Source organism: Ruegeria sp. BF12 (genome assembly GCF_056538705.1).
This window is the reverse complement of record NZ_JBQFTP010000007.1, coordinates 102,331-128,096: the sequence shown is the minus strand read 5'-3', so window position 1 is coordinate 128,096 and position 25,766 is coordinate 102,331. Positions and strand designations below refer to the sequence as shown.

The following is a 25,766-nucleotide window of genomic DNA, read 5'->3' as shown; positions in this document are numbered from 1 at the left end:
GTTGGGAACGTAAGCGAGTAATGATGATGGAAAAAAAGACATTCGATCCCGTGACCGGGGAGCATCTGAAAGATTGGGGTCACCGCCCGGGAAAGCAATTTCCAGCCCTGCTGGCGCGTGCAAATGAAATGCGGGCCGAAGGGTTTGGGCTGGTGCGCATCCGGCAGGAACTGGAGGGTGAAATCCCTCCGATCCTGCCAACGATGGAATTGCGCGCACCCGGAGAGATGGCATTTCACGAAAACATTGACGCCTCTAATCCGGATGAAGAGGACAACGTTGCAAAAGTGCGCGAGACGATGACCGCCCTGATGAGGACACCAACAGTTGAGGCTGGCGCGATCATGCCCGATGCCTGCCCTGCAGGGCCCGTCGGCACGATCCCGGTGGGCGGTGTGGCAGCTGCGCGCAACGCGATCCATCCGGGGATGCACTCGGCCGATATCTGCTGTTCGGTGATGATGACCGATTTGGGGGATGCCGATCCCAAGGCGGTTCTGGATGCCGCGCAGTCAGTGACGCATTTCGGGCCGGGCGGACGCCCGCAGGGTCAGCGGTTCACGATCTCGCTGAAACTGCTGGATGCGTTCCGTGAGAACCCGTTTCTGGACAACCCGAAATCCCTGCGCATGGCGCAGGAGCATATGGGTACGCAAGGTGACGGGAACCATTTCCTGTTCGTGGGCCGCTCTCGCAAGACCGGGCGGACGGCCATTGTGACGCATCACGGATCGCGTGGTCCGGGGGCGGTTCTGTACAAGAACGGCATGGCTGTGGCCGAGCGGTTTCGAAAAAAACTGTCTCCGATGACCGCCAAACAGAACGCTTGGATTCCTGCGGATACCGAGGAGGGGCGGGATTACTGGGAAGCGCTGCAGCTGATCCGCAAGTGGACCAAGGCCAACCATAACGCGATCCATCAGGCCACGGTCGAGGCCGCGCGCGTTGGAGATGTTGGGGAACGGCTCTGGAATGAGCATAACTTTGTGTTCAAGCGGGGTGATCTGTACTTCCACGGTAAGGGCGCGACACCTGCCTGGGGTGACTATGCCGCCGACGCCACAGGGTTGACGCTGATCCCTCTGAACATGTCCGAGCCGGTACTGGTCGTGCGTGGCAAGGATGCGGGTCACGGCCTGGGGTTCAGTCCGCATGGCGCGGGGCGGAACTTTTCCCGCTCAGAGCACAAGCGGCGAATGGGATCGGTGACGCCTCAGCAGATGCTAATGGCGGAAACCGACGGGCTGGATATCAGGTTCCACGCCGGCGGGGTGGATGCGTCCGAACTTCCGTCCAGCTACAAAAGCGCTGACAGCGTCGTGGCGCAGATTAAGTCTTATGATCTGGCTGAGATCGAAGACTATATAGATCCCTACGGCTGCATCATGGCCGGCGACGTCCCACCTTTCTGGAAGAACAAAAGGAAGGGTCGGAGGTAGAGTGTAATCGGCTGGAGCTCAGCCGGTTAACCAGATTCCGGTTATGCCGAGCAGGCGTGTCTCGACGGTGCCGTTCGGCAACTTTGCGTGGATAACCGTTTGATCCGCATCAGAAGGAGCAAGTCAGTCCTAGTTAGAAATTGAGCGCTAGTCGTAAGGTTTACAGAGCCGGTACTTGTGGTGGTGTTGTCTTCGCAATTTGCGAAAACGGTAGGGGTGTTTTACCGAGTTGTTATCACCTCGGTCGCAACATGGCCGGTTGACAATTGCGCTGCGGCTACCAACCCGAGAAACAATACCGATACGACGGCTGCCTTGTTCCCACCCCGCTTTACAATTCGACTGATCGACAGGTCACGCGACATCGCGCACCGTTTTTGCGCTCCGAAATAAAAGGTTGCTCGTTATCGTTCTAAATTGATTGGCCATCAAAAAAGCGGATGCAACCAAGGCAGATGATGAAATCTGTTTGTTCCACTGGAAAACTATTTCCCGGGAAAGGCTAATCGCGTTCAAAGTCAATGATTGGGGTGTTTTGGCGGACGTTTGCCGTCCGCCTGAGAACAAAGTCGTGTTTTGGGATCAGGCCGTTGTGCCTTTGATGCGGATTGCCGATCCCAGGCTGCCGGCACACAGGCCGACAACAACTGCGATCAACAACTCGATTGTTTGCACGTTGGCAAAAGACCCATGGGCAAAGATCAAAGTTTCGGCAACTCCGACCAATCCGCCCATCAGGGCGCCCAGCCAGACGCGACGTGTCATCATTCCCAGCGCCAGTCCAAGGATGCCCGGCAGGCTTATGACGTTTGCTCCGATAGTTCCCAGTATTTCCAGCATTTCTTGTCCCTCTTTCAGTCTGCCCGAGTGGTCAGGAATGACCGGATGTCATCGCCATTGGAGGCGGTCTGGTGTTGCAGTGTGCCGGAGGATTTGCCAGCCAGGGTCTCGGTAACTTCCTGATACCGCTCTTGATATCCTGGTGGCAGGCTGTGCGCGATGCCCTGATGGCAGTCGATGCAGGTCATGTTTTCGTCAATGGCGCGCTGGTGTTCCGAGGCGGCTCGCGTCTCTTGCAGCGTGAAATCCATGTAGTCGAAGTTATGACAGTTCCGGCATTCGCGGCTGTCCGACGCCTTCATTTTCTTCCAAACGGCGGTCGCCATACTCAGGCGGTGTTCTTCGTATTTTTCGGGTGTGCTGATGGTGCCGGCAAGCTCGTGATAGACGTCCTTGACCGCCATGATCTTGGCTTTGATCTTGTGGTTCCACTCATGCGGAACGTGACAATCGGAACAGATCGCACGCACACCAGAGTGGTTGTTGTAGTGAATCGTCTCACGATATTCGCCCAGGTTGGTTTCCATCGTGTGACAGGAAACGCAGAATTCCTCGGTGTTGGTCAGTTCGAGCGTCCAGTGAAACCCGCCCCAGAACAGGATCCCGGCCAGAAAACCTGCCAACAGCAGGAACCCTGAACTGAACATGACCGCAGGTGTCCAGATTGCATTCCAGATGCGGCCGATCCAACCGCGATTTTCAGGAGAGTCCGCCATTTTGGTGCTCCTTTCAGACAAGCGTTGGATTAATTGCCGGATGAGGGTTCGAATACGTTGTCAACCAACGCAGGGGCGTCTGCCTGCGGCACGTGGCACTGATTGCAGAAATACCGGGTGCCGGCGACGCGATCCAACTCGCGCCCTTCACGGTCCAGATAATGCGTCATCGACAAGGTGGGCGCATTTCGTTCGCCGGCCTTGGTCCAGTCGTGGCACGACAGGCACTGGTTGGTGCGCAGGTCAATCTGGTATTGCTCGATCGAGTGCGGGATCAGCGGCGGTTGCTGGCGATAGTTGCGCTGCATCCGGCCTTCGACGTTGCGATGGACCTGATCCAGAACAACGGGTTCGTCTACTTCTGCCCCACGCAGTGCTTCCACCTGGGCTGATTGCGCCAGAGCGAACCCGCTCAGGAGTAATACGGGGATTAGGGCGGCAACGCCTGTTCGGATTGGCTTGTTCATTTTGGCACTCCCTTAAATAGGTCTGGCTGCGCGCGGATCGGGCGCGGGAACTGGATCGGAAGGTGCGGCGACGTGGTCGTCGAACCGGTGAGTAAAGTTGAAGACATCCACTGCGCAGACATCGATGCAACGACCGCAATTGGTGCAGTCGGAGGAAAGGATCAGCGGCGTTGAACCCGGCTTACCTTTCAGAGCTGGCGAGATGATCTGGTTTTCGGGGCAAACGGCATAGCAGTCCATGCAGTCGTCGCAGGCGGCCCGGTTCGAGGCACTGACCCGCAGCAGGCTTTTTTTGCCGATCAGGCCGTAGAACGCGCCAACCGGGCAAATGTGACCACACCAGCCGTGCCGGGATACGAAGAGGTCGAATACGAAGATGGCGAGGACCATGGCCCACACGAACCCAGCACCAAAAATCAGGCCGCGATGCAGCATGGTGATCGGGTTGATCAGTTCCCACGCGATCACGCCGGTCAGGCCAGAGACGATCATGACTGTTGCCAGAATCCAAAGGCGCGTACTGCGTTTTGGCTGCCAGCCCTTAGGCAAGTCCAAACGCCTGTGCAGCCAGTTGGCAGCATCGGTGACCGGGTTTATGGGGCATACCCAGGAACAATAGACGCGACCGCCAATCAGTGCGTAGGTGGCCAGGACAATCAGGCCACCGACAAGGGCCGTCAATTCAGGCCAGTGCCCGGCGATTACGCTTTGCAGCAGGATAAACGGATCTGTCAGGGGCAGCACGCCGAGCGTCAGCGATCCCGCCAACGTACCCTGCACGATCCATATCCCGAACCACGGACCCAATAGAAACAGCGCCAGAAAAAACAGCTGACTTGTGCGCCGCAGCAGGAGGTATTTGTGGGCGCGGAGCCAACCTTTGACCTGGGTGGCCTCTTGGCCTACCGCCATTTGGGTACGGGCGCTCATTGTCCGGCTCCCGGAAGATTGTATCCGGGGGCGAACCCGCCGGGGGTTGCCAAATTGTCGGTGCCAGGGCCGGGTAGGCGGTCGGGCAGATCAATGATCCCCTCGACCAGAGGACCGCCCTTGGCCTCTTTTTCTTCCCAGCCCTTTCGATAGTGATCTGCGCTGGTGCCACGCGCCAGGCGGGCCGGCAGAACTTTGATCGCCGCCTCGGGTAGAACGCAGCTTTTCTCGCACATTCCGCAACCGGTGCAGTGATCTGCGTGAACAGTCGGAATGAACAACGCATGATGGCCTGACCGCGTGTTGTGAGCGGCTTCCAGCGTGATGGCTTCGTCAATGACAGGGCAGACGCGGTAACAGACATCACAGCGCAAGCCGAGGAAATTTAGGCAATTTTCCTGATCGACCAATACGGCGACGCCCATTTTAGCGTCGTCGATATTGTCCAGATTCGGATCCAGCGCACCAGTCGGGCAGGCGGCAACGCATGGGATATCATCGCACATTTCGCAGGGAATATCCCGCGCCGTAAAATACGGCGTTCCGGTTGCCACGGCATCCACACCCAGCTCGGCCAGTTTCAACGTGTCATAGGGGCAATCCCGCACGCAGAGCCCACAGCGGATGCAGGCAGAAAGGAACTCCTTTTCAGGCAGCGCGCCGGGGGGCCGCAAAGCCTCGGCCGGCAGGGCCCGGGCGTCGCGGGCCAGCCAGGCCAGCAAAGACCCGGCGACTACGCAGCCGCCCGACGCGCGGGCCGCATCCTGCAGGAAGCGGCGCCGCTGCGGCGAAAGGGGTTTACCTCCATGGGGCATGGGGACGACCTTTGCCTCGCTTGTCCGTTACGCGCGCTCAACCTTGCAGGCGCACTTTTTGAAGTCCGTCTCTTTGGACAACGGGCAAGTGGCATCCAGTGTCAGCTTGTTTGTCAGCTGACCCTCGTCAAACCACGGCATGAAGACCAACCCACGTGGCACTTTGTTGCGTCCCCGTGTTTCCACCCGGCTGACAACTTCGCCGCGACGTGTAGACAGAACGATTTCCTGGCCACGGCGCACACCGCGATCCTTTGCGTCCAGAGGATGCATGTAGACGACGGCTGCTGGATAGGCGCGGTGCAGTTCCGGCACGCGGCGTGTCATCGAACCGGAATGCCAGTGTTCCAGCACCCGACCGGTGCACAGCCACAGATCGTATTCCGCATCAGGCTCTTCCGCGGCGGGTTCGTAAGGCGCAAAGATGATTTTGGCCTTGCCGTCCTTGTGCCCGTAGAACTTTACATCAGCACCTTCGGGTACATACGGGTCGTAACCTTCGCGGAAGCGATAGAGCGTTTCCTTGCCGTCTACGACCGGCCAGCGCATGCCACGAGCCTCGTGATACATCTCGAACGGAGCAAGGTCATGCGCGTGGCCGCGCCCGAACTCGGCATATTCTTCGAACAGGCCTTTCTGGACATAGTAGCCAAAGTGCTCGGCGTCGTCGTTGTCGAAGCCTTCTGCCGTCTCGGACAGCGGGAACTTGTCCACCGTACCGTTGGCATACAGCACATCGTACATGGTCTTACCGCGATGCTCGGGCATTTTGGCCAGCAGTTCTTCACCCCAGACTTCTTCGACGGTAAAGCGTTTCGAGAACTCCATCAACTGCCACAGGTCAGACTTGGCTTCACCCGGCGCTTTCACCTGCTGACGCCAGAACTGGGTGCGGCGCTCAGCGTTACCGTAGGCACCTTCCTTTTCAACCCACATGGCGGTGGGCAAGATCAGGTCGGCCGAGACTGCGGTGACCGTTGGATAGGGGTCCGAGACGGTGATGAAGTTGTCCGGGTTACGATAGCCGGGATAGCCTTCTTCGTTAATGTTCGGCGCGGCCTGCATGTTGTTGTTGCACTGCACCCAATAGGCGTTCAGATCACCGTCCTTCAGCTTGCGGTGCTGAAGCACCGCGTGGAAGCCGGGCTTGGGCGGAATGGTGCCTTCGGGGATGTTCCAGGCCGTTTCGCAGATTTTCCGGTGCTCGTCATTTGCCACAACCATGTCTGCGGGCAGACGGTGGGCAAAGGTGCCGACCTCACGCGCGGTGCCGCAGGCTGAAGGCTGACCGGTCAGCGAGAAGGGCGAGTTTCCAGGTTCCGAAATTTTACCGACCAGCAGGTGCACGTTGTACATCAGCGAGTTCACCCAGGACCCGCGGGTGTGCTGGTTAAAGCCCATGGTCCACAGGCTCATGACCTTGCGGTTCGGGTCGGCATATTGCTGCGCCAGCTTTTCCAGCTTGTCAGCAGGAACGCCCGACAGTTCAGAGGTGTATTCGAGCGTATAGGGGGCAACGGCTTCGGCGTATTCTTCGAAGCTGATGGTCTCCAGCTTGCCCGAGTTCGGGTTCGCCGCTTCTTGCTGCAGCGGATTGTTGTCACGCAGGCCATAGCCAATATCAGTGTCGGTCTTGGTGATATTGACGTGGTTTTTGACGAACTCTTCGTTCACCGCGCCATTCTGAATGATGTAGTTGGCGATGTAGTTCAGGATCGCCAGATCGGTTTGCGGTGCAAAAATAATGTCATTGTCTGCTAGTTCAAACGAACGATGTTCGAAGGTCGACAATACGTGAACCTCACATCCCGGCTTGGTCAGGCGCGTATCGGTCAGGCGCGACCACAGGATCGGGTGCATCTCGGCCATGTTCGAGCCCCACAGCACGAAAGTATCTGCGTGCTCGAGGTCGTCATAGCAACCCATAGGCTCATCAATGCCGAAGGTGCGCATAAAGCCCACAACCGCCGAGGCCATGCAGTGCCGCGCGTTGGGGTCGATGTTGTTGGAGCGGAAGCCAGCTTTCATCAGTTTGGAAGCTGCATACCCTTCCCACACTGTCCATTGGCCCGAGCCGAACATACCGACACTGGTTGGGCCTTTCTTGGCCAAAGCTTCTTTCCATTTGGCGGCCATGACGTCGAAAGCTTCGTCCCAGCTGACCGGCTCGAACTCGCCGTTCTTGTCATATTCGCCATTGGTTTTGCGCAGCAGCGGCGTGGTTAGGCGGTCCCTGCCGTACATGATCTTGGACAGGAAATAGCCTTTGATGCAGTTCAGGCCCCGGTTTACAGGCGCGTCAGGGTCGCCCTGGGTCGCGACAACGCGACCGTCTTTGGTGCCGACCAGAACAGAGCAACCTGTGCCGCAGAACCGGCATGCTGCCTTGTCCCAGCGGATATCGGGTGCTCCGGTCTGTGCGTTGGCTTGTCCAGCGGCCATGGGAATGCCTGCGGCGGATGCCGTGGCTGCGGCCGCTGAGGCCTTGAGAAAAGTCCGGCGAGATTCAGAGTGTGTCATAGCGTGGGCCTCCGGCTGGTGGATTGGCTTGGGGCATCGGGCTGCGGATGGGCGTCCGCGAGATCCTCGAAATGGTGATAAGTCAGGGTTAGTGAGATCACGCCCTGGATTTGGTGCAGATCCATGATGATCTCGGATGCAAGGCGTGAAGCGGTGTCCTCGACAACAACGACAAAACGGCCGTCTTCCGTTTCGGCGTGCACTTCGACACCCGGGGTGTCCTTCATCACCTGCGCCGCAGCGCTGGCGTGTTCAGGTACGACATGGGCAAGGCAGCCGCAGATGTTCATTGAATGGCTTCCGTTCGGGGTTGTGATTGGCGTTCAAGCGCGATGGCATCGGCGGGACAGAGGGTTGGACAGAGGCCGCAGCCATTGCAGGATTCGACGTCCAGCGCAGGTTCAGCGCGGCCGCCGGTCTTTAGCTTGAAACGGATGGCGTTTTGTTCGCAATTATCCTGGCAAACGCGACAGCTGATCCCATTCATGGAAAGGCAGCTTGCCGTTTTTATTGTGGCGCGCCACGGCCAGTCTGCAAGTCGTCCGATTTCGAGCGCTGGGGTAGGGCAGCTCTGCGCGCAGTCACCGCAGAACGTGCAGGCATTGTCGCCGGGTCGAAACACCGGATATCCGTCCGGACCGACGGCCACCACATCCTCGGGGCAGGCGTCGGAACACGCACCACATTTGGTGCACAAATCGGTAAAACCCTGCACGACAGAACCCGGAGGTCTGGCTGTCTTGCCGTCCTCGCGTCGGATGTTGGCGCTTAGAAACGCGCGTCGGCTGGTCAGTTGTTGCATTCTATGCGACCTGGCTGCACTCGATTCCCCTGATCGAGTGTATCGCATACCGTGCGCTGTGCGGACTTTTTTTGATCTAGGTCATTTAGTTGCGATTAATTATTGAAAGTTAGGAAATCTCCCACCGCGTTCTGCCGCGTTGTTTGTCGCCGGGGGGCGATCAGCGGCGTGGGCGGGCGGTTCGGATCAGAAGTAGAAAGACGAATATCGACCCCAAAGATGTTGTCACGATGCCGACTGGCAGTTCTTGAGGCGCAAGCAGCAACCGGCTGAGAATATCGGAACCTGTCAACAACGCAGCGCCAACAACGGCAGCAGTAGGGACCAAATGTTTGTGGAGCGGTCCGGCAATCCCGCGGGCGATATGCGGCACCATCAAACCGACAAATCCAATCACCCCCGCGACCGAAACGAACACTGCTGTGGCAAGGGCGGCCACGAAAAACATTCTGAACCTCAGGCCCTGAACTGGCACGCCCAATGTGGCGGCCGTCAGATCGCCGGTCAGCAGCGCGTCAAGCCATCGGCTGCGATACGATGCGTAAGCAAGGATCAAAAGCAATCCGGCGCAGACCAGCGGAAACGTTTCCCATCGGGCAAGTCCCAGGCCACCCAGCATCCAGAAAATAACCGAGTGAGCCGCGCGGCTGTCGCCTGCGAAAATAAGGTAGTTGGTGACGGCCGAGAACAGAAACGACACAGCCAGACCTGCAAGGATCAGCTTTTCAGGCGCGCTGGTACGCAGCCCGTGAACCAGGGCCAGCACGATGCCTGAAGCAACAAGACCACCACAAAACGCCGCCAGCGGCAGGGTCCAAAAGCCCAGAACGTCTCCGGTTACCGTGATGACAAAAACCGCCCCTGCGGCTGCGCCCGAAGACAGGCCAAACAGGAACGGGTCGGCCAGATCGTTTCGGGTGGTCGTCTGCAAGACAACTCCAACGATGCCCAAACCCGCTCCGATCACCGCGGCGAACAGGGCGCGTGGTAGGCGCAGGTCGAACACGATGCGGTGCAGCGGTGACATCTGCCCGTCCATCAATCCGGTGCCCAGCATGACGCCGGTAAAAGCATCAGATGCCGGTATGGACGTGGTCCCGTATACGGTCGAAATCAGCAAGAGGGCGGCCAGAACGGCCGCCCCCAGCAATAGTGTCAGGCACAATCGGCCCATATCAGTTCAAGCCCGGATGCATGGCCTGAGCCATTTTCGAGATCGCTTCGATATTTGCCGGTCCGGGGGTCAGTTCTTCGTACCGCAGGCCAATCCAGCGTTCGTTTTTGACAGCGTCCGTCTGGGACATCACCGGGTGTTCCTGCAGGAACTTGAACGTATCCGCCGCACCATTGCCGGTTTGATAGTCCAACAGAACCAGGAACTCCGGGTTGGAAGCGGCTACAGCCTCCCACGAGGAGCGACCCCAGCTGGTTTCCATGTCATGTGTGACATTTTCACCGCCCGCCGCCGAAATCATGGCGTCGGGAATGGCGAATTTGCCAGCGGTGAATGGCGCGTCGGCGGGGCCGTCCAGCAGGAAGACGCGGGGTTTGGGCAGGTCGGCGGTCTGGGCTTCGATAGCAGACAGTTCAGACTTCCAGCCATCGACCAGTTCTTCAGCTTTGTCTTCGACCTGCATGACTTTGCCCAGACGCAGGACGTCATCAAACAGCAGGTCCATGCTTGCTTCGGGGCGTTCCTTGTCCAGATGTACGCAGCTTTCGGTCAGGATCATCGTTTTGATCCCGAAGGGCTCCAGAGTGTCCGGGGTCACATCGCCGCCGGGCTTCATGCCATAGTACCAGCCCGCAAAAAACAAGTCGGGTTCTACCGCGACAAGGTTTTCCACAGTCGGGTATTTCGGCGCCAGCTCGGGGATGTCGCCGCGCAAAGTGTCGAATTCCGGGCTTGTTTTGTACCAGCCGGTGATGCCCGTCAGCCCAACGATCTTATCCTGCAGACCCAGCGCAAAGGCCATGTCGGTCATGTTCATGTCGTGGACGACCAGCCGCTCGGGTTGGGTTTCGAAAATCAAAGGTTCGCCGCAATTATCGACTGTGGTCTCAAGTGCGGCCGCGCTTGTTGCCAGGCCGGTGATCAGCGCCGCGGGCCAGAGTGCCTGTTTCATGGTTTTGTTCCTCATTTTGAGATTGTGGTTCTTCGGATATCCAGCGCCGGGATCACGCGGCCTTCGTGTTGAAAACACAGGTAATCGACGCCAAAGGTTTCGCGGACGCGTTCGGGGGTCAGCACCTCGTGCACCAACCCAAAGCCGGTCAGCCGGGCGGACTTCATCAGTGCGACATGGGTGGCGAACTCGGGGATCATGACCAGGTCGTGGACGATCATCACTACCGTGATGCCCAGTTCCGCCACCAGGGACAGCATGCGGCCCTTGGCGTCCGGGTCCAGGTGGTTGGTTGGTTCGTCCAAAAACAACAGTGACGGTTTCTGGGCCAAAGCCCGCGCGATATGGGCCCGTTGGCGCTCGCCGCCGGACAGGACGGCCATACGCTTGTCGGCCAAAGCGTACAAACTGGTCAGGTTCAGGATACGGTCCAGTTCGTCGGCGTGCTCGCTTGCGGATCGGTCCGCGCGGATCGGAATTTGTCCCAGGGCCACATAGTCACGCAGGAACAACCGTCCATCGGGGGCCTCTTGTTGACTGACAACTGCGATCATACGGGCGCGATCCATTGCCGAAAGTTGCCGAAGGCTGCGCCCCTTGATCAAAACGTCCCCCTGAACGATCTCTTCTGCCCCGCACAAGAGGTTGAGGAGCGTTGTCTTGCCCGCGCCATTCGGCCCGGCAATCGCCAGTACCGCCCCTTCGTCCAAATCAAACTTGACGTCTTTCAGCAGGACTTCGCCATTCAGGGCGTGGTATTCCAACTCGCGAGTTTCAAGAAATGGTCTGCGGGTCATACGCGTTCCTCCTGCTTGATCTGAGGCGGGTGCGAATGACTCTTTCTGAACAATGCGCGCAAGCGACCGTCAGCGTTGACCCAACGCGTTGTGTGCAAGGACGTACGGGCAGACAACGCGCGAGGAAGCCTGTCCGGCAACCCGCTTTGGATCGCGCCGACGACACCCGTGCCCATGCACGTCTCGCAAATCGGAATGAAGTGATCAGGTTTTCTCAGCATTGCCCGCTCCGCTTGTTGTCAAGCGTGGACAGAAGGTGCCGATCATGTAAACACGCGTCAGACGTGCCATATAGCCTCCTTCCAGGACGCCCCGCCCCGGGTTGGTTGAACATCAGATGGCAGGTCTCCTGACTTGCGGGTCGTGGCTTGGCCGTCCTTCCCAGCCCATTTGGGCCAGTGGTCTGTTGGCGTCGCTCACCGCTTACAGTTGCGGGGGCAGTCACGGAATTGGCGCCGTTCGGCAACCTCACCGTATTCCCTTTTCATCCCTTGGGCGCACCATCGGGAACCATCGACGACGAGAAGTGCCCGAGTTCGCATTATTGGTCAAGCTCAAAACCGAAGACCCCTTGTTGTGGCGATTGGAAGACAGCTTTAGCGCGTCAGACGGCTCAGCGGGGCTGAGGTCTGGCAGGCGACAAAGGGCGCTACCCGCCAGATTGCCGCTAAGAAGCTTAATCAATTGTGGTCAGAAGTTCTTTTGGCTACGCTGCAGCGCAGAAATACAGGGGAATCGGCGGCAAGCTCCAGTCGGGTGGGACTGAAGTGCCGAGCGTCGGTTTCAAATACGATCATTTGCAAAAATCAAAGCCTGACGAGATGAAAATTAAAGAAAACCGGACGTTTTCACAATTGAAAGTCGGCGATAAGGCCCAGGTTACAAGGCTTTGCACCGTTGACGATCTTTACGCGTTTGCATCGGCGTCCGGAGACCATAATCCGTTGCATCTGGCCGCTTATGATGGGGATGGTGATGGGCGCCCCGAAGCTGTTGCACCCGCGTTGTGGCCCGCTGGCCTTGTTGCGGCGGTACTGGGAAACGTCCTGCCAGGGGCGGGCACGCAGACACGCCGGGCAAACCTCAGATTCCATGCCCCGGTTCTGGCGGGCGAAGAACTGACCGCCTTTGTTTCGGTCACGGAAAAGCGCGAAGATGGCGATTTGACCTGCGCCGCCGAAGTGCGCCGGGTCGGGGACAACGCGTTGATTCTAAGCGGTACGGTGCAAGTCACGCCACCCGCCCGGCATTTGAAGTTTGACTCGGTCGAAGTTCCTGGGCTGATCGTTCAAAGGCACCGGCATTTTGACGCTCTGCTGGAAAAGGCGCGCCCCATGGACCCTATGCCAACAGCCGTCATCGCCCCGGAAGAGCCGAACTCACTGGGCGGCGCTTTGTTGGCGAGTTCAAACAGCATAATCACTCCGATACTTGTCGGCGATCCCGACAAAATTGCTGCTGCTGCGACCGAGCTTGGCGCTGATTTATCCGGAACTGAAATCATCGAGGTCGACAGCCACGAGATGGCCGCGCATCGTGCCGTCGATCTGGTCGTGGAGGGCAAAGCTCGGATGCTGATGAAAGGGCATCTGCATACGGATGTTCTTTTGCGGGCCGTCTTGCGCCGCGAGAAAGGCCTGAGGACGGGGCGGCGTTTGTCGCATGTGTTTGTTATGGACGTGCCGGGCATGTCACGGCCCATCATGGTCACCGATGCGGCCGTAAACATTTCACCCGATCTCGAAACCAAAGCCGACATCGTTCAAAACGCCATTCATCTGGCCCATTCCATCGGCATCAAAGTGCCCAAGGTTGGCGTGTTGTCGGCGGTAGAGACGATCAATCCGCATATGCCATCTTCGGTCGACGCTGCGCTGTTGTCCAAAATGGCAGAACGCGGGCAGATCACCGGCGGGTTGGTCGATGGTCCATTGGCCATGGACAACGCGGTGGACCTGAACGCTGCGCGCACCAAGGGTATCACATCACCTGTTGCCGGGGCGGCGGACATTTTGGTGGCGCCGAACATTGAGGCAGGGAATATGGTGGCCAAGCAGCTTACCTATATCTCTCATGCCGAAGCCGCGGGAATCGTGGTTGGTGCCGCAGCACCAATCATTCTGACCTCCCGCGCGGATGATGACGCCTCGCGGCTGGCCTCTTGCGCCGTGGCGGCGCTGCATGCAATTGCGAATAAAGGCAAAATCCATGGCTGAACATGTTCTGGCACTGAACGCCGGGTCGTCCTCGTTGAAATTCGCGCTTTATGAACTGACTGAGGATCGTCGGCCCAGGATGCGCTGGCGCGGTCAAATCGAACGGCTGGGGGATGCGCCGCGGCTCTTGGCTCAGTCCGCAGGTGGGAGGTCTGTTGACCGACAACTTTCGGGGACGAAAACGCATGACGAGGCCATCAATGCGTTCCTTGAACTCACCCGTGAATACCTGCCGGATATTCACGTCCGGGCCATTGGCCACCGGGTCGTTCATGGTGGGCCGGTCTATTCGGAACCCGTTGTGGTGGATGAAGGCGTCATTGAAACCCTGAGTGGATTCATCCCGTTCGCACCCCTGCATCAACCCTACAGCCTTGCCGGAATTCGGGCTGCCAGTGCTGCGTTTCCGGGCACAACTCAGGTCGCATGCTTCGATACCGCGTTTCACCGTGCGCACCCATGGGTGAACGATACCTTTGCCCTGCCGCAGAACTTTTACGACAAGGGTGTTCGACGATACGGGTTCCACGGGCTAAGCTACGACTACGTCTCGCAAAAGCTGAAGGACATCGCGCCGGGGCTTTATGATGGCCGCGTGGTCATCGCTCATCTGGGGAATGGTGCGTCGATGTGTGCGGTCTCAGGCGGGCGTGCCGTCGCCTCGACCATGGGGTTTTCGGCGCTGGATGGCTTGCCAATGGGAACCCGCAGCGGACAATTGGATCCGGGCGTCGTGCTGTACATGATGCAGCAGGAGGGGATGACAGCCGAGGAAATCGCCGAAACCCTTTATCGTAAATCCGGTCTTCTTGGGCTTTCAGGCATGTCCTCGGACATGCGCACCCTTCTGGCCGCTGATACCCCGGACGCGCGAAAGGCTATTGAATACTACGTCTTCCGCATCCGTAGGGAACTGGGCGCGTTGTCCGCCGCGCTGGAAGGCATCGACGCTTTGGTCTTTACCGGAGGCATCGGCGAAAACGCTGCGCGTATCCGGCAGATGGTCTGCGAGGGCATGCGTTGGATCGGGATTGAAATGGACCCTAACCGAAATGCGGATAACGGCACCGTTTTGTCGACGGACTTCAGCAGGGTACGAATTCTGGCCATTCCTACGAACGAAGAGATGGTCATCGCGCGGGCAGCGGCCAGATTGGCCTGATCTCTACTGATCCGGTTTGTTCTTTCTGCGCCGCGCGTATCGCAGCAGGACGCCAAGAAGCGAACTGATTATATCGGGCGACAACATGCCAATTGGGTCACGCCTGAGGCCGACAATTGTGTTGCGTGCCTCCGCGAGGCTGTCGGTCACTTCTTCCTCGATGTCGTGCAGCGCCATGTCCCGCAATTCTACCGCTGCAGAGGTGTCGCCTTCGGCGGTCATGGAATTCGCCACCAAGGCGAGGAGCACGGCCAGAACAAGGTTCACCCCGGCCACTATGACAGCCGCCAGAGATTTTGACATCGTCTCGGACAACCAGAAAAACCCGGCGACGTTTAACATGATGACCGCGAGGCCAACGGCCAACCCGGCGGCGGCATAAAACCCCGTGCGCTTGGCAGCGACGGCCAATTGTCTTTGGGCGATTAGCCTTTCGGCGCGCAGAATGATCGAGATGTTGCGTGAAATGCGGCTCATGATCGGGCTCCTACCGGGATCGGCCTAAAAGATAGCCAAGCGTGAAGATGCCAAGTGCGAAAAGGACCGGCTTTTTGTGCGGAAATTCTTCGAGTTCGGTCATCACTTCTTCGATCTGCGTGGACCATGCTTCAAGACTGTCGGCAATTCCCTCCGACGTCGATTTGCCCAGGTCAGACATCTCATCTTCTTTTGGGGTCGATGCTGCGGTCTGCGCGCTACTTTGTTCGGCCAACTGGCGACGCAACTCTGCGACTTCAGCTTCAAGCTGTGTTTTGGTTACCATCACTCAGGTCCTTGAACGGGAGCGTAAAAAAATGGCTCGCGATTTTTTCCTTTGTCGCGAGCCATGTTAATTCGATTTTTTGAATTCGGGAAAGGGGCGTGTGCCAAATCGAGCATTAGGTGTTCCGTCCCGGTTATCTGGTGGATCAGACTTAGGATGAACCGATCTGGTTATGATGTCCAGATTTTGCAGATGTATTCGTAGGGCGTGAAATCAGAGAGCGTCTTGTGGCGACGAACGAAGTTGCACGCATCAAGGAAGTCGGCCAGATGTGTGCGAAGCTGATCATGGCTTTCATAGTGGTATCGTTTGTCGGTTGCGCCCTTGATCGTGCGGTTCGTGCGCTCAACCTGGCCATTGGTCCACGGATGGTTTGGCTTGGTCAGCCGATGCTCGATGCCGTTGGCCTCACAGATCATGTCGAACCGCATGGGCCGGGAATAGATAGTGTTGCGATTGCGCGGCTGCTCGGCGAATTGGATGCCGTTGTCCGTCAGAATCGTGTGGATACGGTAAGGTACGGCTTTCAGAAGATGTTCAAGGAATTTCCACGTCGTCTTGCGATTGACCTTCTCCACCAGTTGCGCCACCGCAAACTTGCTGGTTCGGTCAATGGCCACAAAGAGAAATAGCTTTCCTTCTTCGGTTCTGACTTCGGAGATATCGATTTGAAAATAGCCAATGGGATATCGTTTGAACTTCTGCCGTTTGGGCTTGTCCCCATCCATGTCTGGAAGGCGTGATATCCCGTGACGCTGCAAGCAGCGATGCAGAGAAGATCGTGTGAGATGTGAAATTGATGGCTGCAAAGCATAGAGACAGTCGTCCAGTGGCAGCAGGGTGTGCCACCGGAACGCAACGACCATAGCTTCCTCGTCTTGGCTAAGAATGGTTGAGCGCAGCTCTCGCGGCCCAGTCTTCTGGTCTTCGACAGATTGGCGTTTGCGCCACTTCGCGACCGTCTTGGGGTTGATCCCAAGCTCTCTGCTCAGATCCGAGATCGAAGCTTGCGACCGCTGTATTGCTGCTCTGATGGCGTGCGTGTCCTCTCGGCAGATTTGCCTTGCAAAGGTTGCGTTGCGGTCCAGCTAACGACCGTCGTAATTTCTGGGGCCCTGAGGTCGACCACGGTCGAGTTCAGCTTTCCGTCAAAAACCGTTCCCGTTACCGCAACGGCGTCACAAATTACCGAGGCCATTGTTTCGAATCTGGCCGCCGCGCGCCTTGAAACGGAAGATGCAAGAATTTCGCGCGCCTTATGCAACTTTGTCGCTTCAGAGCGCGCACCAGAAATCAAGGCGAAACTGAACCGAGGCCTGACAGTCGCGTTGCCATCCGATGCAAATGCTCAGACCAAAGACTTTGGAAACTTGGTCGTTGAGGATGTGAAACCCTCGGCAATCGGTGGCGATCAGATATTGGCCCGATGGGACGCATGGGTCAGTGCCGGTCACTGGGGGCACATGCACCAGCGGGTTGTTTCGTACCGGGCCGCCCTGGACGTCGAGCAAATAGAAGGTTCGTGGTTCCTTTCAGGGCTGACGATCCTTGAAGCCCGAATGAAAAATCAGGCTTTCCTGCAAGGAGGTAATTCATGAGACCAATTGTTTTCCCAATTGCATTAGTCTTTTGGATGACCGGCAACGCCGCTTTTTCGCATTTCAATCTGAACCAGAACGTGCGGGTTCATCATTTGGTGCATTCTGACGAGAGGTTGGACGTCTATCTTCGCCTGCCGATGTCCCATGTGGTCGCCGAGTTTGTTGGCCCAGAAGGCCCGGGCAGGCAGCTCACACCTGCACCTTACACGCACAATCAGGTCGAAAACGGCGTGCTGATGTATTACGTCGATCTGCCGGCTGTACTTAGCGATCCGAGTGGGTTGGCGACACTCGCCTAAGGCACACTGACGCTTTCAGTGGACGGGCAGGCTCAGACAGCTTCGATCATGGCTCTGAGGTTGCATCCTCTGGGGTCGGAGCCGGGCTTTGCAACTTTGGCAATGGCGCAGAGCGCACCGGCCAACGGGGATGTGTTCGCCGCGCAGGATGAGACCTATGTAGGCGACGTAATGGTAGACCTCCATCTGCGCTATTATGCCGGGTCGGTCAGTACCTACAGCTTGCTCTACACCTCCCATCCCGGCCTGCCGGGGCAGGGGGATACGGCGAACCTGATATTGGACAACGACGGGCATCAGACCCGAACGTTTCGCGCTACAGGCCCGATGCATGACCCGGTCGTTGTGTCAGGCTCGGCAGCTGCTGCGGCCTCGACCTTTTTTGGTCGAAGGCATCCGCCACATTTTGGAAGGCCCGGACCACGTTCTGTTCGTTCTGTGCATGATCATCGGTGCGATGAACCTGCACAGCCTGTTGGCGCGAGCCACCGGCTTTACTCTTGGTCATACGGTGACCCTGATCCTTGGTTTCTTTGGCATCGCGCCCAGTGGCGCGTGGTTCATATCAACGGTTGAACTGTTGATTGCCTTGTCGATCATCTATGCCGCCGTGATGGCCGTCCGACCGCCGGAGCAAGGACACGTAGATCTGTGGGCCTTTGCAATCACCTCGGGTATCGGGTTGCTGCATGGGTTTGGTTTTTCCTTAATGCTGCACCAGATCCTGCGCGTGGATGAACCAAATGTCTGGCACAGCCTGCTGGCCTTCAATGTCGGTGTCGAAGTCGGGCAGTTGTTGATCGTGCTACTGGTTTGGCCGCTGGTCTTGTTTCTGCGTAAGCAGCCAGGGCCTATCTGGATCGGTTCCCGCGCAGCCGTCGCCACCGCCGCCAGCCTGATCGCGATGAACTGGGTGGTCGAGCGGGCAGACTTTTTCCTGTGATTTTCCGCCAGGGCTAACACTGTAGTTGGATTTAGAGGTGGTCGGATTTGGGTATCAGGCTTGCTCTTCCGAAGGCTGCCAGCGCTCAGCCACCGGTTCGCAAACTCGCAGTTGATCGACGGCGCGCGCCGCTATTTGGTCGACGACACCGGACATATCGCGCAGTCCCAGATAAAATGGCGGAACCGGGGGCATAATTACAGCGCCCATTTCCGCTGCGAGCGTCATATTTCGTAGATGCGCCAGCGTCAGCGGCGCTTCGCGGGTCAGCAAAACGAGTGGCCGACGTTCCTTGAGTTGCACACTGGCCGCGCGCGTCAAAAGGTTATCATCCAGACCATTCGCGATTGCTGCCAGAGATCGCATGGAACAGGGCGTGACAATCATCCCGGACACAGGGACCGAGCCCGATGCGATGCTGGCACCTACATTTTGATTGGCATGACAGCGGGTCGCCAGCTTGCAAAGTTCGTCAAAAGCATCGGGGCCGCATTCCTGCGCCAGTGTGAGTTTTGCGGCCGGGCTGACAACCAGATCCGTTTCGACATTCCGCGCCAACAGCAATCTCGCCACTGCCAGCCCAAGAACTGCCCCTGATGCTCCGGAAACGCCCAATACGACGCGCGGCGAAGTCATTGGCGCAGCTCTGGCAGAGTGCGTGCGATCAGCTTTTCGGCAAAAGCCAAATCCGCGTCCGAGATGTGCATGACGTCCCCCCATTCTCTGCTCGTTTCGCTGCCGATTTTTGTGGTGGCATCTATGCCCATCTTGCCCGCCAGCCCAGGCTGGGGGGAGGCGAAATCGAGATAGTCCATGGGGGTATTCTCCAATAACATCACGTCCCGGGACGGGTCCATGCGCGTCGCCAGCGCCCAGGCAATGTCGTCCCAGTCTCTGGGGTCGATATCGGTGTCCACCGCCACAATCATTTTGGTGTAACTGAACTGCGGCAGCATTCCCCAAAGCGCCATCATCACCCGCCGCGCCTGTCCCGGATAACGCTTGTCGATACTGACAACCGCGATGCGATAGGAACAGGCAGCCGGCGGCAGCCAGAGGTCGTGTATTTCCGGAATTTGAGCACGGATAGTGGGCAGGGCGAGACGATTGAACACCTCTCCGATGATCGCGGGCTCGTCTGGTGGGCGGCCGGTATAGGTGGATAGATACAGCGGCGCTTCCCGGTGGGTTATTGCGCTGACATGCATCACAGGAAATGGCTCAGCCGGATTGTAATAGCCGGTGTGATCGCCGAATGGGCCTTCGGGCGCGGTCTCGGTTGGTGCTACCCAACCCTCCAGCACGATTTCAGCGTCCGCCGGGACCAGAAGGGGCACGGTCTTGGCGGGCACCATCCGTGGGCGCGAACCGTTCAATGCGCCTGCAAAGGTCATTTCCGATACGTTTTCCGGAAGCGGTAGTGCCGCCGAGAGCAGCGTTGCCGGGTTCGCACCCAGAGCGATTGCAACAGGCATCTTTTCGTTGTGCGTTGCCCAGCTGCGATGATGGGCGGCACCGCCGCGATGTGGTAGCCAGCGCATGATCAGGCGGTTTTGGTCAAGTACCTGCACACGGTAGATGCCCGCATTGTATCCGCCAACGCTGTCCGCTTCGCCAGCATAAGGGCGGGTGATCACCACCGGCCATGTAATAAGCGGCCCAGCATCGCCCGGCCAATGCGTCTGAACCGGAATCATCGATAAATCAACGTCGGCATCAATGTGTACTATGCTTTGAACGGGTGCCGATTTGATGATTTTGGGACGGGTTGCAAGCGCCGCTTTCAACATTGGCCAACGCGAAAAAGCATCGCGTATCCCATCCGGTGGGGCTGGGGCGCGAAGCGCGGCCAGAAACTGCCCCAGCCCATCCAGCCCGTCCAAATCTACACCAAGTCCGGCCGCAACACGTGCGGTGGTTCCGAAAATGTTCACAACGACGGGGACGTCGGATCGCACGTCTCGATCACTCAACGGGTGATCAAACTGCAAAACCGGCCCTTGCGCCTCTAACACGGCCCGATGCACCGCGGTCATTTGGTGGCGCACCGAAACCGGATCAGGAATCGAGCGGAACTGATCCGTTGTTTCGCACCAGCTCAGGAAATGGCGAAGCGTGGGGTATGGCGGTAGAGTGCGAATGAGGAAGCTCCGTAAAACTTCCGTTCTCCTAGCAACAAGATCGCGGGCCAGAATTGACAACAGTCAATTCCCCCACAGAGCGCGCACCGTAGGAAGGCAGCCATAATCAGCTTTGTTGAGGCAGCAGGAGGTCTGTTTGTCCGATCCTCAAATTCCGATGCCGTATTGCCCTGCCGTGTTGGCGGCGGGTCTGCGCGCATTGCCGCTTGCACCTTTGTCGCTTTCGCTGACGGTGTTTGCGCGCAAAATCGCAAGGAACCATCCCGGCCTGTTCAATCGTCTTGGCGAATACGACCGGACGGAATTCGTTCTTGATCCGGTCGATCTGCCGATTGTCCTGCGCCTCAATCCAAATGGCGGGCAGCCAAAAATAAAATTGACCAGGCGGCACACGGTTGCGTCCGCGCGGATATCCGGCCCTCTGGCGGCGCTGCTTGGGTTGGTCCACGGCGCCTTTGACGGAGATGCCCTGTTCTTTTCACGTGATCTGGTGGTCGAGGGCGACACAGGTGCAGTGCTGGCTTTGCGCAACGCCATAGACGACGCCGAGCTGGATTTGGCCGCAGAGGCGGCCGCGCTGTCAGGACCGTTTGCGCGCCCGTTACAAAACCTGATTGCGTTTGCGGAAAACCGGACGGGCCTTTGCCTGACACGGCCAGAGGATTCAGCGATATGGTAATGGAAATTGTCTGCCCGGCAGGCACCCCCGCTGCTTTGCGCGCCGCCGTCAAGGCGGGGGCGCATACCGTCTATTGCGGGTTTAATGATGAAACCAATGCGCGCAACTTCCCCGGTTTGAATTTCAATCGAACGGAAATGCGCGATGGGGTTAACTTTGCGCATCAGCACGGTGCAAAAGTGCTGGTTGCCATCAACACGTTCCCACGTGCAGGCGACGAGGGAATCTGGCACCGAGCTATTAACGATGCCGAGGTCTGTGGCGCAGATGCGGTCATTCTGGCCGACCTCGGTTTACTGGATCATGCGTCCCGCAACCACCCGACATTGCGGCGGCACCTATCCGTGCAGGCAGCTGCGGCCAATGCCGATGTCATTAATTTCTATGCCGACACCTTTGGCGTCAAACGGGTCGTCCTGCCGCGTGTCCTTTCCGTGCCCGAGATTGCCGCGATCAATGCCGAAACCGATGTTGAGACTGAAGTTTTTGTCTTTGGTGGGCTTTGCGTCATGGCCGAGGGGCGTTGTTCGCTATCGTCTTACGCCACTGGACTATCCCCGAACATGAACGGCGTCTGCTCGCCCGCCAGCCATGTGGATTACACCGAAGATCATGGCGTATTGGACGCCCGCCTCGGCGGGTATCTCATTCACCGTGTCGACAAGGGTGAGCCCGCGCCATATCCGACGCTGTGCAAAGGGTGTTTTTCCGCGGGAGAGAAGACCGGGCATCTGTTCGAAGATCCGGTTAGCCTCAACGCCGAAAAGTTGATCCCGCAATTGCAAAAGGCCGGTGTGACGGCTCTGAAAATCGAAGGGCGGCAGCGGTCGAAGTCCTACGTCGCGCAGGTCGTCCGCAATTTCCGCGCAGCTGTAGACGCATTGGATGCAGGACGCCCGTTACCCGAAGGAATGCTCGCGCGGCTGTCCGAGGGACAGGCCATGACGACTGGCGCTTACAAAAAGACGTGGAGATAGCCAAATGGAACTAACCGTCGGGCCCGCTCAATTCTTTTGGTCCGCTGAAACCTGGAGCGATTTTTACACCGAACTGGCACAAGCGCCCGTGGATCGCGTCGTGGTAGGTGAACTCGTGTGTTCCAAACGATTGCCGTTTTATCAGGACCGAATTCCCGAAGCGCTTTCCAGACTTGCAGATGCCGGGAAGGACGTTGCCCTCACAAGCCTTGCTCTGGTGACGCTGAAACGCGAACGCAAGCTGACTGCGGAATTGATCGAGATGGGTGTCACTGTCGAAATCAACGACCTGACGGCGCTGGCGTATCTACCTAAGAACACCCAGTTTTCCGTTGGACCGCTTGTCAACGTCTACAACGAAGGCACGCTGCGATGGCTGGCCTCTTGCGGCGCGCGGCGCGTTTGTCTGCCGCCAGAACTGCCCATCAGTTCGGTCGAAGCTCTGGCGAAAGTTGCTGGCGATTTGGATCTGGCAGTAGAGGCCTGGGGCCATGGGCGGCTACCCTTGGCGATTTCCGGGCGCTGTTATCACGCTCGGCTGCATGGTCGAACCAAGGACAACTGCCAGTTTGCATGCGAAGATGACCCGGATGGGTTGGACGTGCAAACCCGAGATGGAAGGCCCTTTTTGGCAATGAACGGGGTGCAGACGCTGTCTGATACATACGCATGTACTGATCATCAGATCGAAAAACTGCAAGCTGCCGGGGTCAGGGCCTTACGCCTTTCCCCGCAATCGCGCGGGTTCACGCGGCTTTGTGGGCTGTATCGCCAGCGGATCGATCAGAACCTCACACCGGGAGAGTTGGCACGTGAACTGCAATCCGTCGACGCAAACATCCGCCTGAGTGATGGGTTTTTGACAGGAGCCTGTGGCGCTGCCTGGACCGGTGCCGACGGTCAACGCTCGTAAAACCTGTGACGTCGGCGGCAAACGATGCGTTGTCGCCACGTTGCGGTCATGGGGCTCGACCAGGGGTTAACTGAATCGGGAAGCGGCAAGACTTCCACTGCTTTGGACATAGTTTTTTGGCGCAATTAATCAATAATGCTCCGGGGCACGATAGGTAGGTTGAGAAACCACTGCAGCAGGGTCGCAAAGACGAAAACCTGCGCAGTTGTGTTGATGGCATCCGGGATTGTCCTTGCCGGCAATGCCGCAACGCTACGTAGCTTCATGGTCTTGCAGAATCGTTTCCAGATCAGTTCGTTGATCGGTTTGCGCTTTTCAGAGAGTAACCAAAATCGTCTTGAACCGCTCCAAAATCCCAACCACCACTTCTGATCACGGGTGAACGGTCCAGACCATCCTGTTCAACGCCTGGTAGATGTATGCCCCAACAAACAAAAAAGGAAAAAATGCACGGGTTTTCAGCGAGGAAAATTGAGAACGCGCGACCGATGTTAGTGAAAGTGGCGCAGCGGTTGATAGAGGCGAACGGATACCCCATTACTGGGTCTATTTGTGAGATTTAATGACGTACGCCAAGTTGCCTGCCTTGTTAAAAACTGCTCTATTTTTCGGGGCGCTTGGATTTATCTGTGTCAAACGACAAAGTATGTGGCGCACAGTTTATGAACATAACACTGATTATAATGCTTAGAGGGCTGAGGGCTAAAATCTGGGGCAAACCAGCCCCCAAATCAGAGAATTTCTATTGCCTGACGCCCTATTTGTAGAGCTTGGAACCGGTTGAAAACCCCCGCACCCGCATCCAGGAGGATGGTCAGTCGGAAACGGAGATTGGGCGGGACAGGAAACCGGAAAGACGATTTGGTTGCCGCTTTCCGATTAAGAGGCCTTCGCACGGCGGCGATGGATCAGTCGCTTGATTTCCCCCGGCCTTCGCCATCCGGGCCACCGCAGCTGCCGGCCTCTGCAACTCACCTGCCGGCTATGTGTTCTCGGTAAATCGGTGATGCCGAAACCGCTGGTCCATCACCATTGCTTCTTTTCCGCCCAGTGTGGAACCCATTTCGGCAGGGGACGAAAACTCACTCTGAGAGGTTTCGGTTAAGCCGACGTTTGCCCGGAGCGCGGCGGAATCTGACCCTGAGGCCGCAACTGCCTTCTCTTCTTCTTCCGTACGAGGCTCAAATCCGATCTTTGGACGGGCGGGTAATCCGGCGACCTTTACGTCCGCGTTGCTGAGACCGGTCTTGGGATAGGGAAAGAGACGCAGCTCTTGATCACCGCGCGTCAAAAGGACGGCGTGTCGGGATCGAGCGTTTTCTCGTGCGTTCGCATCCCCCAGCGGACAATCCGCCGGGCCAAAGATCGCTTCATCAGGATCTTCGGCACGTTGCGCCCAAGGCCGGCGGATCAGCCTCATCCGCGCGTGACCCCCCGCCACACAAATTGCCCTGTTTCATCTTCGGCCTGCCGAACATATTCGCGGATTGCTTCGGCCAGCTCCGAATCGCTGAGATCCACTTCGACATAATCCGAAAGCTTCTGAATTTGGCCGCCGAGGTTTTCTACTTCTATGCCGCGCAACTTGGGCAGCAGGCGCATCTCGACCTGATCGGCCAACGCCGGTTTAAGGTTCCTGCGACCGTTTTCCTAGGGGTAGTTGGCGGTACAGCGTCGATGTCAGACACTGCTTCGGAATTGTCAGGAAGGACTGCCGTGGTATACTGTTCCGTTGGCTACGGGTTTCTAAAATCAGCGCAAGATCATTCGTTCACAAATGTTCTGAAAATTGGCCGCTTTCGCACGCTCGAGCCCCTTGCGCCTACAAGACGCTCGAGATGGTCAGAAAGTACCGTAGCCGAGCCAACCAAAAACGGCTTTCGCAGCGCGCTTAACCGCGCCGACTCTGAATGCGGAATAGAACAAAACCGTAACTGGAAACTGGGAAACAATGTGGGAAACTGAAATTCCGCCCGTTATTCAACAACAGAGGTGACCAGGATTTTTCTTTGGGAAAACAGCGTGGTGCGGGTGGAGGGACTTGAACCCCCACGCCTTGCGGCGCCAGAACCTAAATCTGGTGCGTCTACCAATTTCGCCACACCCGCAACCCTGACACGACGTGCCAGAATGAGGGGGTGAATAGCAAAGCTTTCAGCAGAGTGCGAGAGGGAAAATTACACCGCGTGCAAGATTATTGACAGCGAACACGCAACAATCGCAAAAGCGCTTTGCAGAACGTTTGCGACGTTTAGGTGACTTGGTGGTCGACCGAGGGTCACCTCGTGCCTGCGCTGCCAGATGACGCTACTGAAAAGCGTCGTGAGTTTCAGGTATTTTCAAAAAAATAAATAACAAATAATCTTACCGAACCAGTCGCTGCAATTGTTTACAAATTGGAGACACTAGGTGCGAATTATCTACAAACTTAAACGCGCTTACGTTGAGTGACCTTTTGATCGAAACGTGAGTGTGTGCGAGCTACAAGATCGACCGTTCGGCTGGAGGCTTCTTGGCTTTCGTTTGCTCCAAGGCAAACCTAGCGGAGCGGAGAGCTTAAAATGTCCACAAATAATAATATACATCAATAATTTACAGTAATACCGCGCGCTTCTTTTCA

27 protein-coding genes, 1 tRNA gene and 1 riboswitch are annotated in these 25,766 nt (G+C 57.5%); of the genes, 9 read left to right on the top strand and 19 right to left on the bottom strand.

The genetic code is table 11. The annotated features are described in order from the left end of the window. The first annotated feature begins 20 nt into the window (after positions 1-20). Positions 21-1,439, top strand: a complete 1,419-nt coding sequence (locus ACR0J0_RS12985; protein ID WP_480664557.1) for an RtcB family protein — start codon at positions 21-23, stop codon at positions 1,437-1,439. 582 nt (positions 1,440-2,021) lie between these two features. On the opposite strand, the gene ACR0J0_RS12980 is transcribed toward ACR0J0_RS12985, so the two are convergent. From ACR0J0_RS12980 to ACR0J0_RS12930, 11 genes are all read right to left on the bottom strand, one after another. Beyond that, positions 2,022-2,279, bottom strand: coding sequence for a hypothetical protein (locus ACR0J0_RS12980; protein ID WP_480664556.1), 258 nt, complete (start codon positions 2,277-2,279; stop codon positions 2,022-2,024). Between the two features lie 14 nt (positions 2,280-2,293). Further along, on the bottom strand, positions 2,294-2,995 hold the full coding sequence (locus ACR0J0_RS12975; RefSeq protein WP_480664555.1) for a NapC/NirT family cytochrome c: 702 nt from the start codon (positions 2,993-2,995) through the stop codon (positions 2,294-2,296). A 29-nt stretch (positions 2,996-3,024) separates the two neighbouring features. Then, positions 3,025-3,462, bottom strand: coding sequence for a nitrate reductase cytochrome c-type subunit (locus ACR0J0_RS12970; RefSeq protein ID WP_480664554.1), 438 nt, complete (start codon positions 3,460-3,462; stop codon positions 3,025-3,027). A gap of 12 nt (positions 3,463-3,474) precedes the next feature. Beyond that, a complete protein-coding gene (napH, locus tag ACR0J0_RS12965) occupies positions 3,475-4,392 on the bottom strand; it encodes a quinol dehydrogenase ferredoxin subunit NapH (protein WP_480664553.1) in 918 nt (305 codons plus the stop codon). Next, the gene (gene napG, locus ACR0J0_RS12960) at positions 4,389-5,207 is read right to left on the bottom strand and encodes a ferredoxin-type protein NapG (RefSeq protein ID WP_480664552.1); all 819 of its coding nucleotides are present in this window, start codon (positions 5,205-5,207) and stop codon (positions 4,389-4,391) included. Before napG ends, napH begins: the two co-directional genes overlap by 4 nt. A gap of 27 nt (positions 5,208-5,234) precedes the next feature. Beyond that, positions 5,235-7,727 carry a nitrate reductase catalytic subunit NapA gene (napA, locus tag ACR0J0_RS12955; RefSeq protein ID WP_480664551.1) on the bottom strand — a complete coding sequence of 831 codons (2,493 nt, stop codon included), beginning with the start codon at positions 7,725-7,727 and terminating at the stop codon, positions 5,235-5,237. After that, positions 7,724-8,017, bottom strand: a complete 294-nt coding sequence (locus ACR0J0_RS12950) for a chaperone NapD (RefSeq protein WP_480664550.1) — start codon at positions 8,015-8,017, stop codon at positions 7,724-7,726. Before ACR0J0_RS12950 ends, napA begins: the two co-directional genes overlap by 4 nt. Beyond that, complete coding sequence (locus tag ACR0J0_RS12945) at positions 8,014-8,529, bottom strand: ferredoxin-type protein NapF (protein ID WP_480664549.1); 516 nt, start codon at positions 8,527-8,529, stop codon at positions 8,014-8,016. Before ACR0J0_RS12945 ends, ACR0J0_RS12950 begins: the two co-directional genes overlap by 4 nt. 160 nt (positions 8,530-8,689) lie before the next feature. Then, on the bottom strand, positions 8,690-9,703 hold the full coding sequence (locus tag ACR0J0_RS12940) for a FecCD family ABC transporter permease (RefSeq protein WP_480664548.1): 1,014 nt from the start codon (positions 9,701-9,703) through the stop codon (positions 8,690-8,692). Between the two features lies 1 nt (position 9,704). Further along, complete coding sequence (locus tag ACR0J0_RS12935) at positions 9,705-10,655, bottom strand: ABC transporter substrate-binding protein (protein ID WP_480664547.1); 951 nt, start codon at positions 10,653-10,655, stop codon at positions 9,705-9,707. An 11-nt stretch (positions 10,656-10,666) separates the two neighbouring features. Continuing rightward, a complete protein-coding gene (locus ACR0J0_RS12930) occupies positions 10,667-11,452 on the bottom strand; it encodes an ABC transporter ATP-binding protein (protein ID WP_480664546.1) in 786 nt (261 codons plus the stop codon). Positions 11,453-11,774: 322 nt separating this feature from the next. Continuing rightward, positions 11,775-11,982: riboswitch (cobalamin riboswitch) on the bottom strand. Positions 11,983-12,273: 291 nt separating this feature from the next. On the opposite strand from ACR0J0_RS12930, the gene ACR0J0_RS12925 reads away from it, so the two are divergent. Both ACR0J0_RS12925 and ACR0J0_RS12920 read left to right on the top strand, forming a co-directional pair. Further along, positions 12,274-13,668 carry a bifunctional enoyl-CoA hydratase/phosphate acetyltransferase gene (locus ACR0J0_RS12925; RefSeq protein ID WP_480664545.1) on the top strand — a complete coding sequence of 465 codons (1,395 nt, stop codon included), beginning with the start codon at positions 12,274-12,276 and terminating at the stop codon, positions 13,666-13,668. Further along, the gene (locus ACR0J0_RS12920) at positions 13,661-14,830 is read left to right on the top strand and encodes an acetate/propionate family kinase (RefSeq protein ID WP_480664544.1); all 1,170 of its coding nucleotides are present in this window, start codon (positions 13,661-13,663) and stop codon (positions 14,828-14,830) included. The genes ACR0J0_RS12925 and ACR0J0_RS12920 overlap by 8 nt, the downstream gene beginning before the upstream one ends. A 3-nt stretch (positions 14,831-14,833) precedes the next feature. Here ACR0J0_RS12920 and ACR0J0_RS12915 read toward each other — a convergent pair whose 3' ends face one another. The 3 genes from ACR0J0_RS12915 to ACR0J0_RS12905 form a co-directional block, all read right to left on the bottom strand. Beyond that, on the bottom strand, positions 14,834-15,307 hold the full coding sequence (locus ACR0J0_RS12915; RefSeq protein ID WP_480664543.1) for a phage holin family protein: 474 nt from the start codon (positions 15,305-15,307) through the stop codon (positions 14,834-14,836). A gap of 10 nt (positions 15,308-15,317) precedes the next feature. Then, entirely contained in the window at positions 15,318-15,593 is a 276-nt protein-coding gene (locus ACR0J0_RS12910) for a hypothetical protein (protein ID WP_480664542.1), read from the bottom strand. Positions 15,594-15,763: 170 nt separating this feature from the next. Next, complete coding sequence (locus ACR0J0_RS12905) at positions 15,764-16,651, bottom strand: IS481 family transposase (protein WP_480664666.1); 888 nt, start codon at positions 16,649-16,651, stop codon at positions 15,764-15,766. Here ACR0J0_RS12905 and ACR0J0_RS12900 point away from each other — a divergent pair. The 3 genes from ACR0J0_RS12900 (at position 16,601) to ACR0J0_RS12890 (ending at position 18,436) form a co-directional block, all read left to right on the top strand. After that, on the top strand, positions 16,601-17,191 hold the full coding sequence (locus tag ACR0J0_RS12900) for a hypothetical protein (protein WP_480664541.1): 591 nt from the start codon (positions 16,601-16,603) through the stop codon (positions 17,189-17,191). The two genes, ACR0J0_RS12905 and ACR0J0_RS12900, sit on opposite strands and share 51 nt — an antisense overlap. Continuing rightward, positions 17,188-17,493: a hypothetical protein gene (locus tag ACR0J0_RS12895; RefSeq protein WP_480664539.1), complete on the top strand. Its 306-nt coding sequence runs from the start codon at positions 17,188-17,190 to the stop codon at positions 17,491-17,493. The genes ACR0J0_RS12900 and ACR0J0_RS12895 overlap by 4 nt, the downstream gene beginning before the upstream one ends. A 331-nt stretch (positions 17,494-17,824) precedes the next feature. Continuing rightward, positions 17,825-18,436 (top strand): HupE/UreJ family protein, encoded by a 612-nt coding sequence (locus tag ACR0J0_RS12890; RefSeq protein ID WP_480664537.1) that lies wholly within the window; start codon positions 17,825-17,827, stop codon positions 18,434-18,436. 54 nt (positions 18,437-18,490) lie between these two features. On the opposite strand, the gene ACR0J0_RS12885 is transcribed toward ACR0J0_RS12890, so the two are convergent. Both ACR0J0_RS12885 and ACR0J0_RS12880 read right to left on the bottom strand, forming a co-directional pair. Next, entirely contained in the window at positions 18,491-19,072 is a 582-nt protein-coding gene (locus ACR0J0_RS12885; RefSeq protein ID WP_480664535.1) for a UbiX family flavin prenyltransferase, read from the bottom strand. Continuing rightward, positions 19,069-20,577 carry a UbiD family decarboxylase gene (locus tag ACR0J0_RS12880; protein WP_480664665.1) on the bottom strand — a complete coding sequence of 503 codons (1,509 nt, stop codon included), beginning with the start codon at positions 20,575-20,577 and terminating at the stop codon, positions 19,069-19,071. Before ACR0J0_RS12880 ends, ACR0J0_RS12885 begins: the two co-directional genes overlap by 4 nt. Before the next feature lie 136 nt (positions 20,578-20,713). Here ACR0J0_RS12880 and ubiT point away from each other — a divergent pair, with 136 nt between their 5' ends. The 3 genes from ubiT to ubiV are packed head-to-tail and all read left to right on the top strand — an operon-like array spanning position 20,714 to position 23,146. Further along, positions 20,714-21,256, top strand: coding sequence for a ubiquinone anaerobic biosynthesis accessory factor UbiT (gene ubiT / locus ACR0J0_RS12875; protein ID WP_480664533.1), 543 nt, complete (start codon positions 20,714-20,716; stop codon positions 21,254-21,256). Further along, positions 21,256-22,233, top strand: coding sequence for a ubiquinone anaerobic biosynthesis protein UbiU (gene ubiU / locus ACR0J0_RS12870; RefSeq protein ID WP_480664664.1), 978 nt, complete (start codon positions 21,256-21,258; stop codon positions 22,231-22,233). Before ubiT ends, ubiU begins: the two co-directional genes overlap by 1 nt. A gap of 4 nt (positions 22,234-22,237) precedes the next feature. Next, on the top strand, positions 22,238-23,146 hold the full coding sequence (ubiV, locus tag ACR0J0_RS12865; protein WP_480664531.1) for a ubiquinone anaerobic biosynthesis protein UbiV: 909 nt from the start codon (positions 22,238-22,240) through the stop codon (positions 23,144-23,146). Between the two features lie 982 nt (positions 23,147-24,128). Here the strand turns inward: ubiV and ACR0J0_RS12860 are convergent. The 3 genes from ACR0J0_RS12860 to ACR0J0_RS12850 all read right to left on the bottom strand — a co-directional run bounded on the left by ACR0J0_RS12860 (position 24,129) and on the right by ACR0J0_RS12850 (position 25,254). Beyond that, complete coding sequence (locus ACR0J0_RS12860; protein WP_480664530.1) at positions 24,129-24,566, bottom strand: hypothetical protein; 438 nt, start codon at positions 24,564-24,566, stop codon at positions 24,129-24,131. Further along, positions 24,563-24,766: a hypothetical protein gene (locus tag ACR0J0_RS12855; protein ID WP_480664528.1), complete on the bottom strand. Its 204-nt coding sequence runs from the start codon at positions 24,764-24,766 to the stop codon at positions 24,563-24,565. Before ACR0J0_RS12855 ends, ACR0J0_RS12860 begins: the two co-directional genes overlap by 4 nt. A gap of 403 nt (positions 24,767-25,169) precedes the next feature. Continuing rightward, a tRNA-Leu gene (locus tag ACR0J0_RS12850) sits at positions 25,170-25,254 on the bottom strand. Between the last annotated feature and the right edge of the window lie 512 nt (positions 25,255-25,766).

Bases quoted from the DNA above. Each gene is read 5' to 3' on its own strand.
- ACR0J0_RS12985 (WP_480664557.1), top strand. From the start codon at position 21: ATGATGATGGAAAAAAAGACATTCGATCCCGTGACCGGGGAGCATCTG.
- ACR0J0_RS12980 (WP_480664556.1), bottom strand. From the start codon at position 2,279: ATGCTGGAAATACTGGGAACTATCGGAGCAAACGTCATAAGCCTGCCG.
- ACR0J0_RS12860 (WP_480664530.1), bottom strand. From the start codon at position 24,566: ATGAGGCTGATCCGCCGGCCTTGGGCGCAACGTGCCGAAGATCCTGAT.
- ACR0J0_RS12935 (WP_480664547.1), bottom strand. From the start codon at position 10,655: ATGAAACAGGCACTCTGGCCCGCGGCGCTGATCACCGGCCTGGCAACA.
- ACR0J0_RS12945 (WP_480664549.1), bottom strand. From the start codon at position 8,529: ATGCAACAACTGACCAGCCGACGCGCGTTTCTAAGCGCCAACATCCGA.
- ACR0J0_RS12920 (WP_480664544.1), top strand. From the start codon at position 13,661: ATGGCTGAACATGTTCTGGCACTGAACGCCGGGTCGTCCTCGTTGAAA.
- ubiV (WP_480664531.1), top strand. From the start codon at position 22,238: ATGGAACTAACCGTCGGGCCCGCTCAATTCTTTTGGTCCGCTGAAACC.
- ACR0J0_RS12930 (WP_480664546.1), bottom strand. From the start codon at position 11,452: ATGACCCGCAGACCATTTCTTGAAACTCGCGAGTTGGAATACCACGCC.
- ubiU (WP_480664664.1), top strand. From the start codon at position 21,256: ATGGAAATTGTCTGCCCGGCAGGCACCCCCGCTGCTTTGCGCGCCGCC.
- ACR0J0_RS12940 (WP_480664548.1), bottom strand. From the start codon at position 9,703: ATGGGCCGATTGTGCCTGACACTATTGCTGGGGGCGGCCGTTCTGGCC.
- ACR0J0_RS12885 (WP_480664535.1), bottom strand. From the start codon at position 19,072: ATGACTTCGCCGCGCGTCGTATTGGGCGTTTCCGGAGCATCAGGGGCA.
- ACR0J0_RS12925 (WP_480664545.1), top strand. From the start codon at position 12,274: ATGAAAATTAAAGAAAACCGGACGTTTTCACAATTGAAAGTCGGCGAT.
- napH (WP_480664553.1), bottom strand. From the start codon at position 4,392: ATGAGCGCCCGTACCCAAATGGCGGTAGGCCAAGAGGCCACCCAGGTC.
- napA (WP_480664551.1), bottom strand. From the start codon at position 7,727: ATGACACACTCTGAATCTCGCCGGACTTTTCTCAAGGCCTCAGCGGCC.
- ACR0J0_RS12915 (WP_480664543.1), bottom strand. From the start codon at position 15,307: ATGAGCCGCATTTCACGCAACATCTCGATCATTCTGCGCGCCGAAAGG.
- ACR0J0_RS12895 (WP_480664539.1), top strand. From the start codon at position 17,188: ATGAGACCAATTGTTTTCCCAATTGCATTAGTCTTTTGGATGACCGGC.
- ACR0J0_RS12890 (WP_480664537.1), top strand. From the start codon at position 17,825: ATGACCCGGTCGTTGTGTCAGGCTCGGCAGCTGCTGCGGCCTCGACCT.
- ACR0J0_RS12975 (WP_480664555.1), bottom strand. From the start codon at position 2,995: ATGGCGGACTCTCCTGAAAATCGCGGTTGGATCGGCCGCATCTGGAAT.
- napG (WP_480664552.1), bottom strand. From the start codon at position 5,207: ATGCCCCATGGAGGTAAACCCCTTTCGCCGCAGCGGCGCCGCTTCCTG.
- ACR0J0_RS12970 (WP_480664554.1), bottom strand. From the start codon at position 3,462: ATGAACAAGCCAATCCGAACAGGCGTTGCCGCCCTAATCCCCGTATTA.
- ACR0J0_RS12910 (WP_480664542.1), bottom strand. From the start codon at position 15,593: ATGGTAACCAAAACACAGCTTGAAGCTGAAGTCGCAGAGTTGCGTCGC.
- ACR0J0_RS12950 (WP_480664550.1), bottom strand. From the start codon at position 8,017: ATGAACATCTGCGGCTGCCTTGCCCATGTCGTACCTGAACACGCCAGC.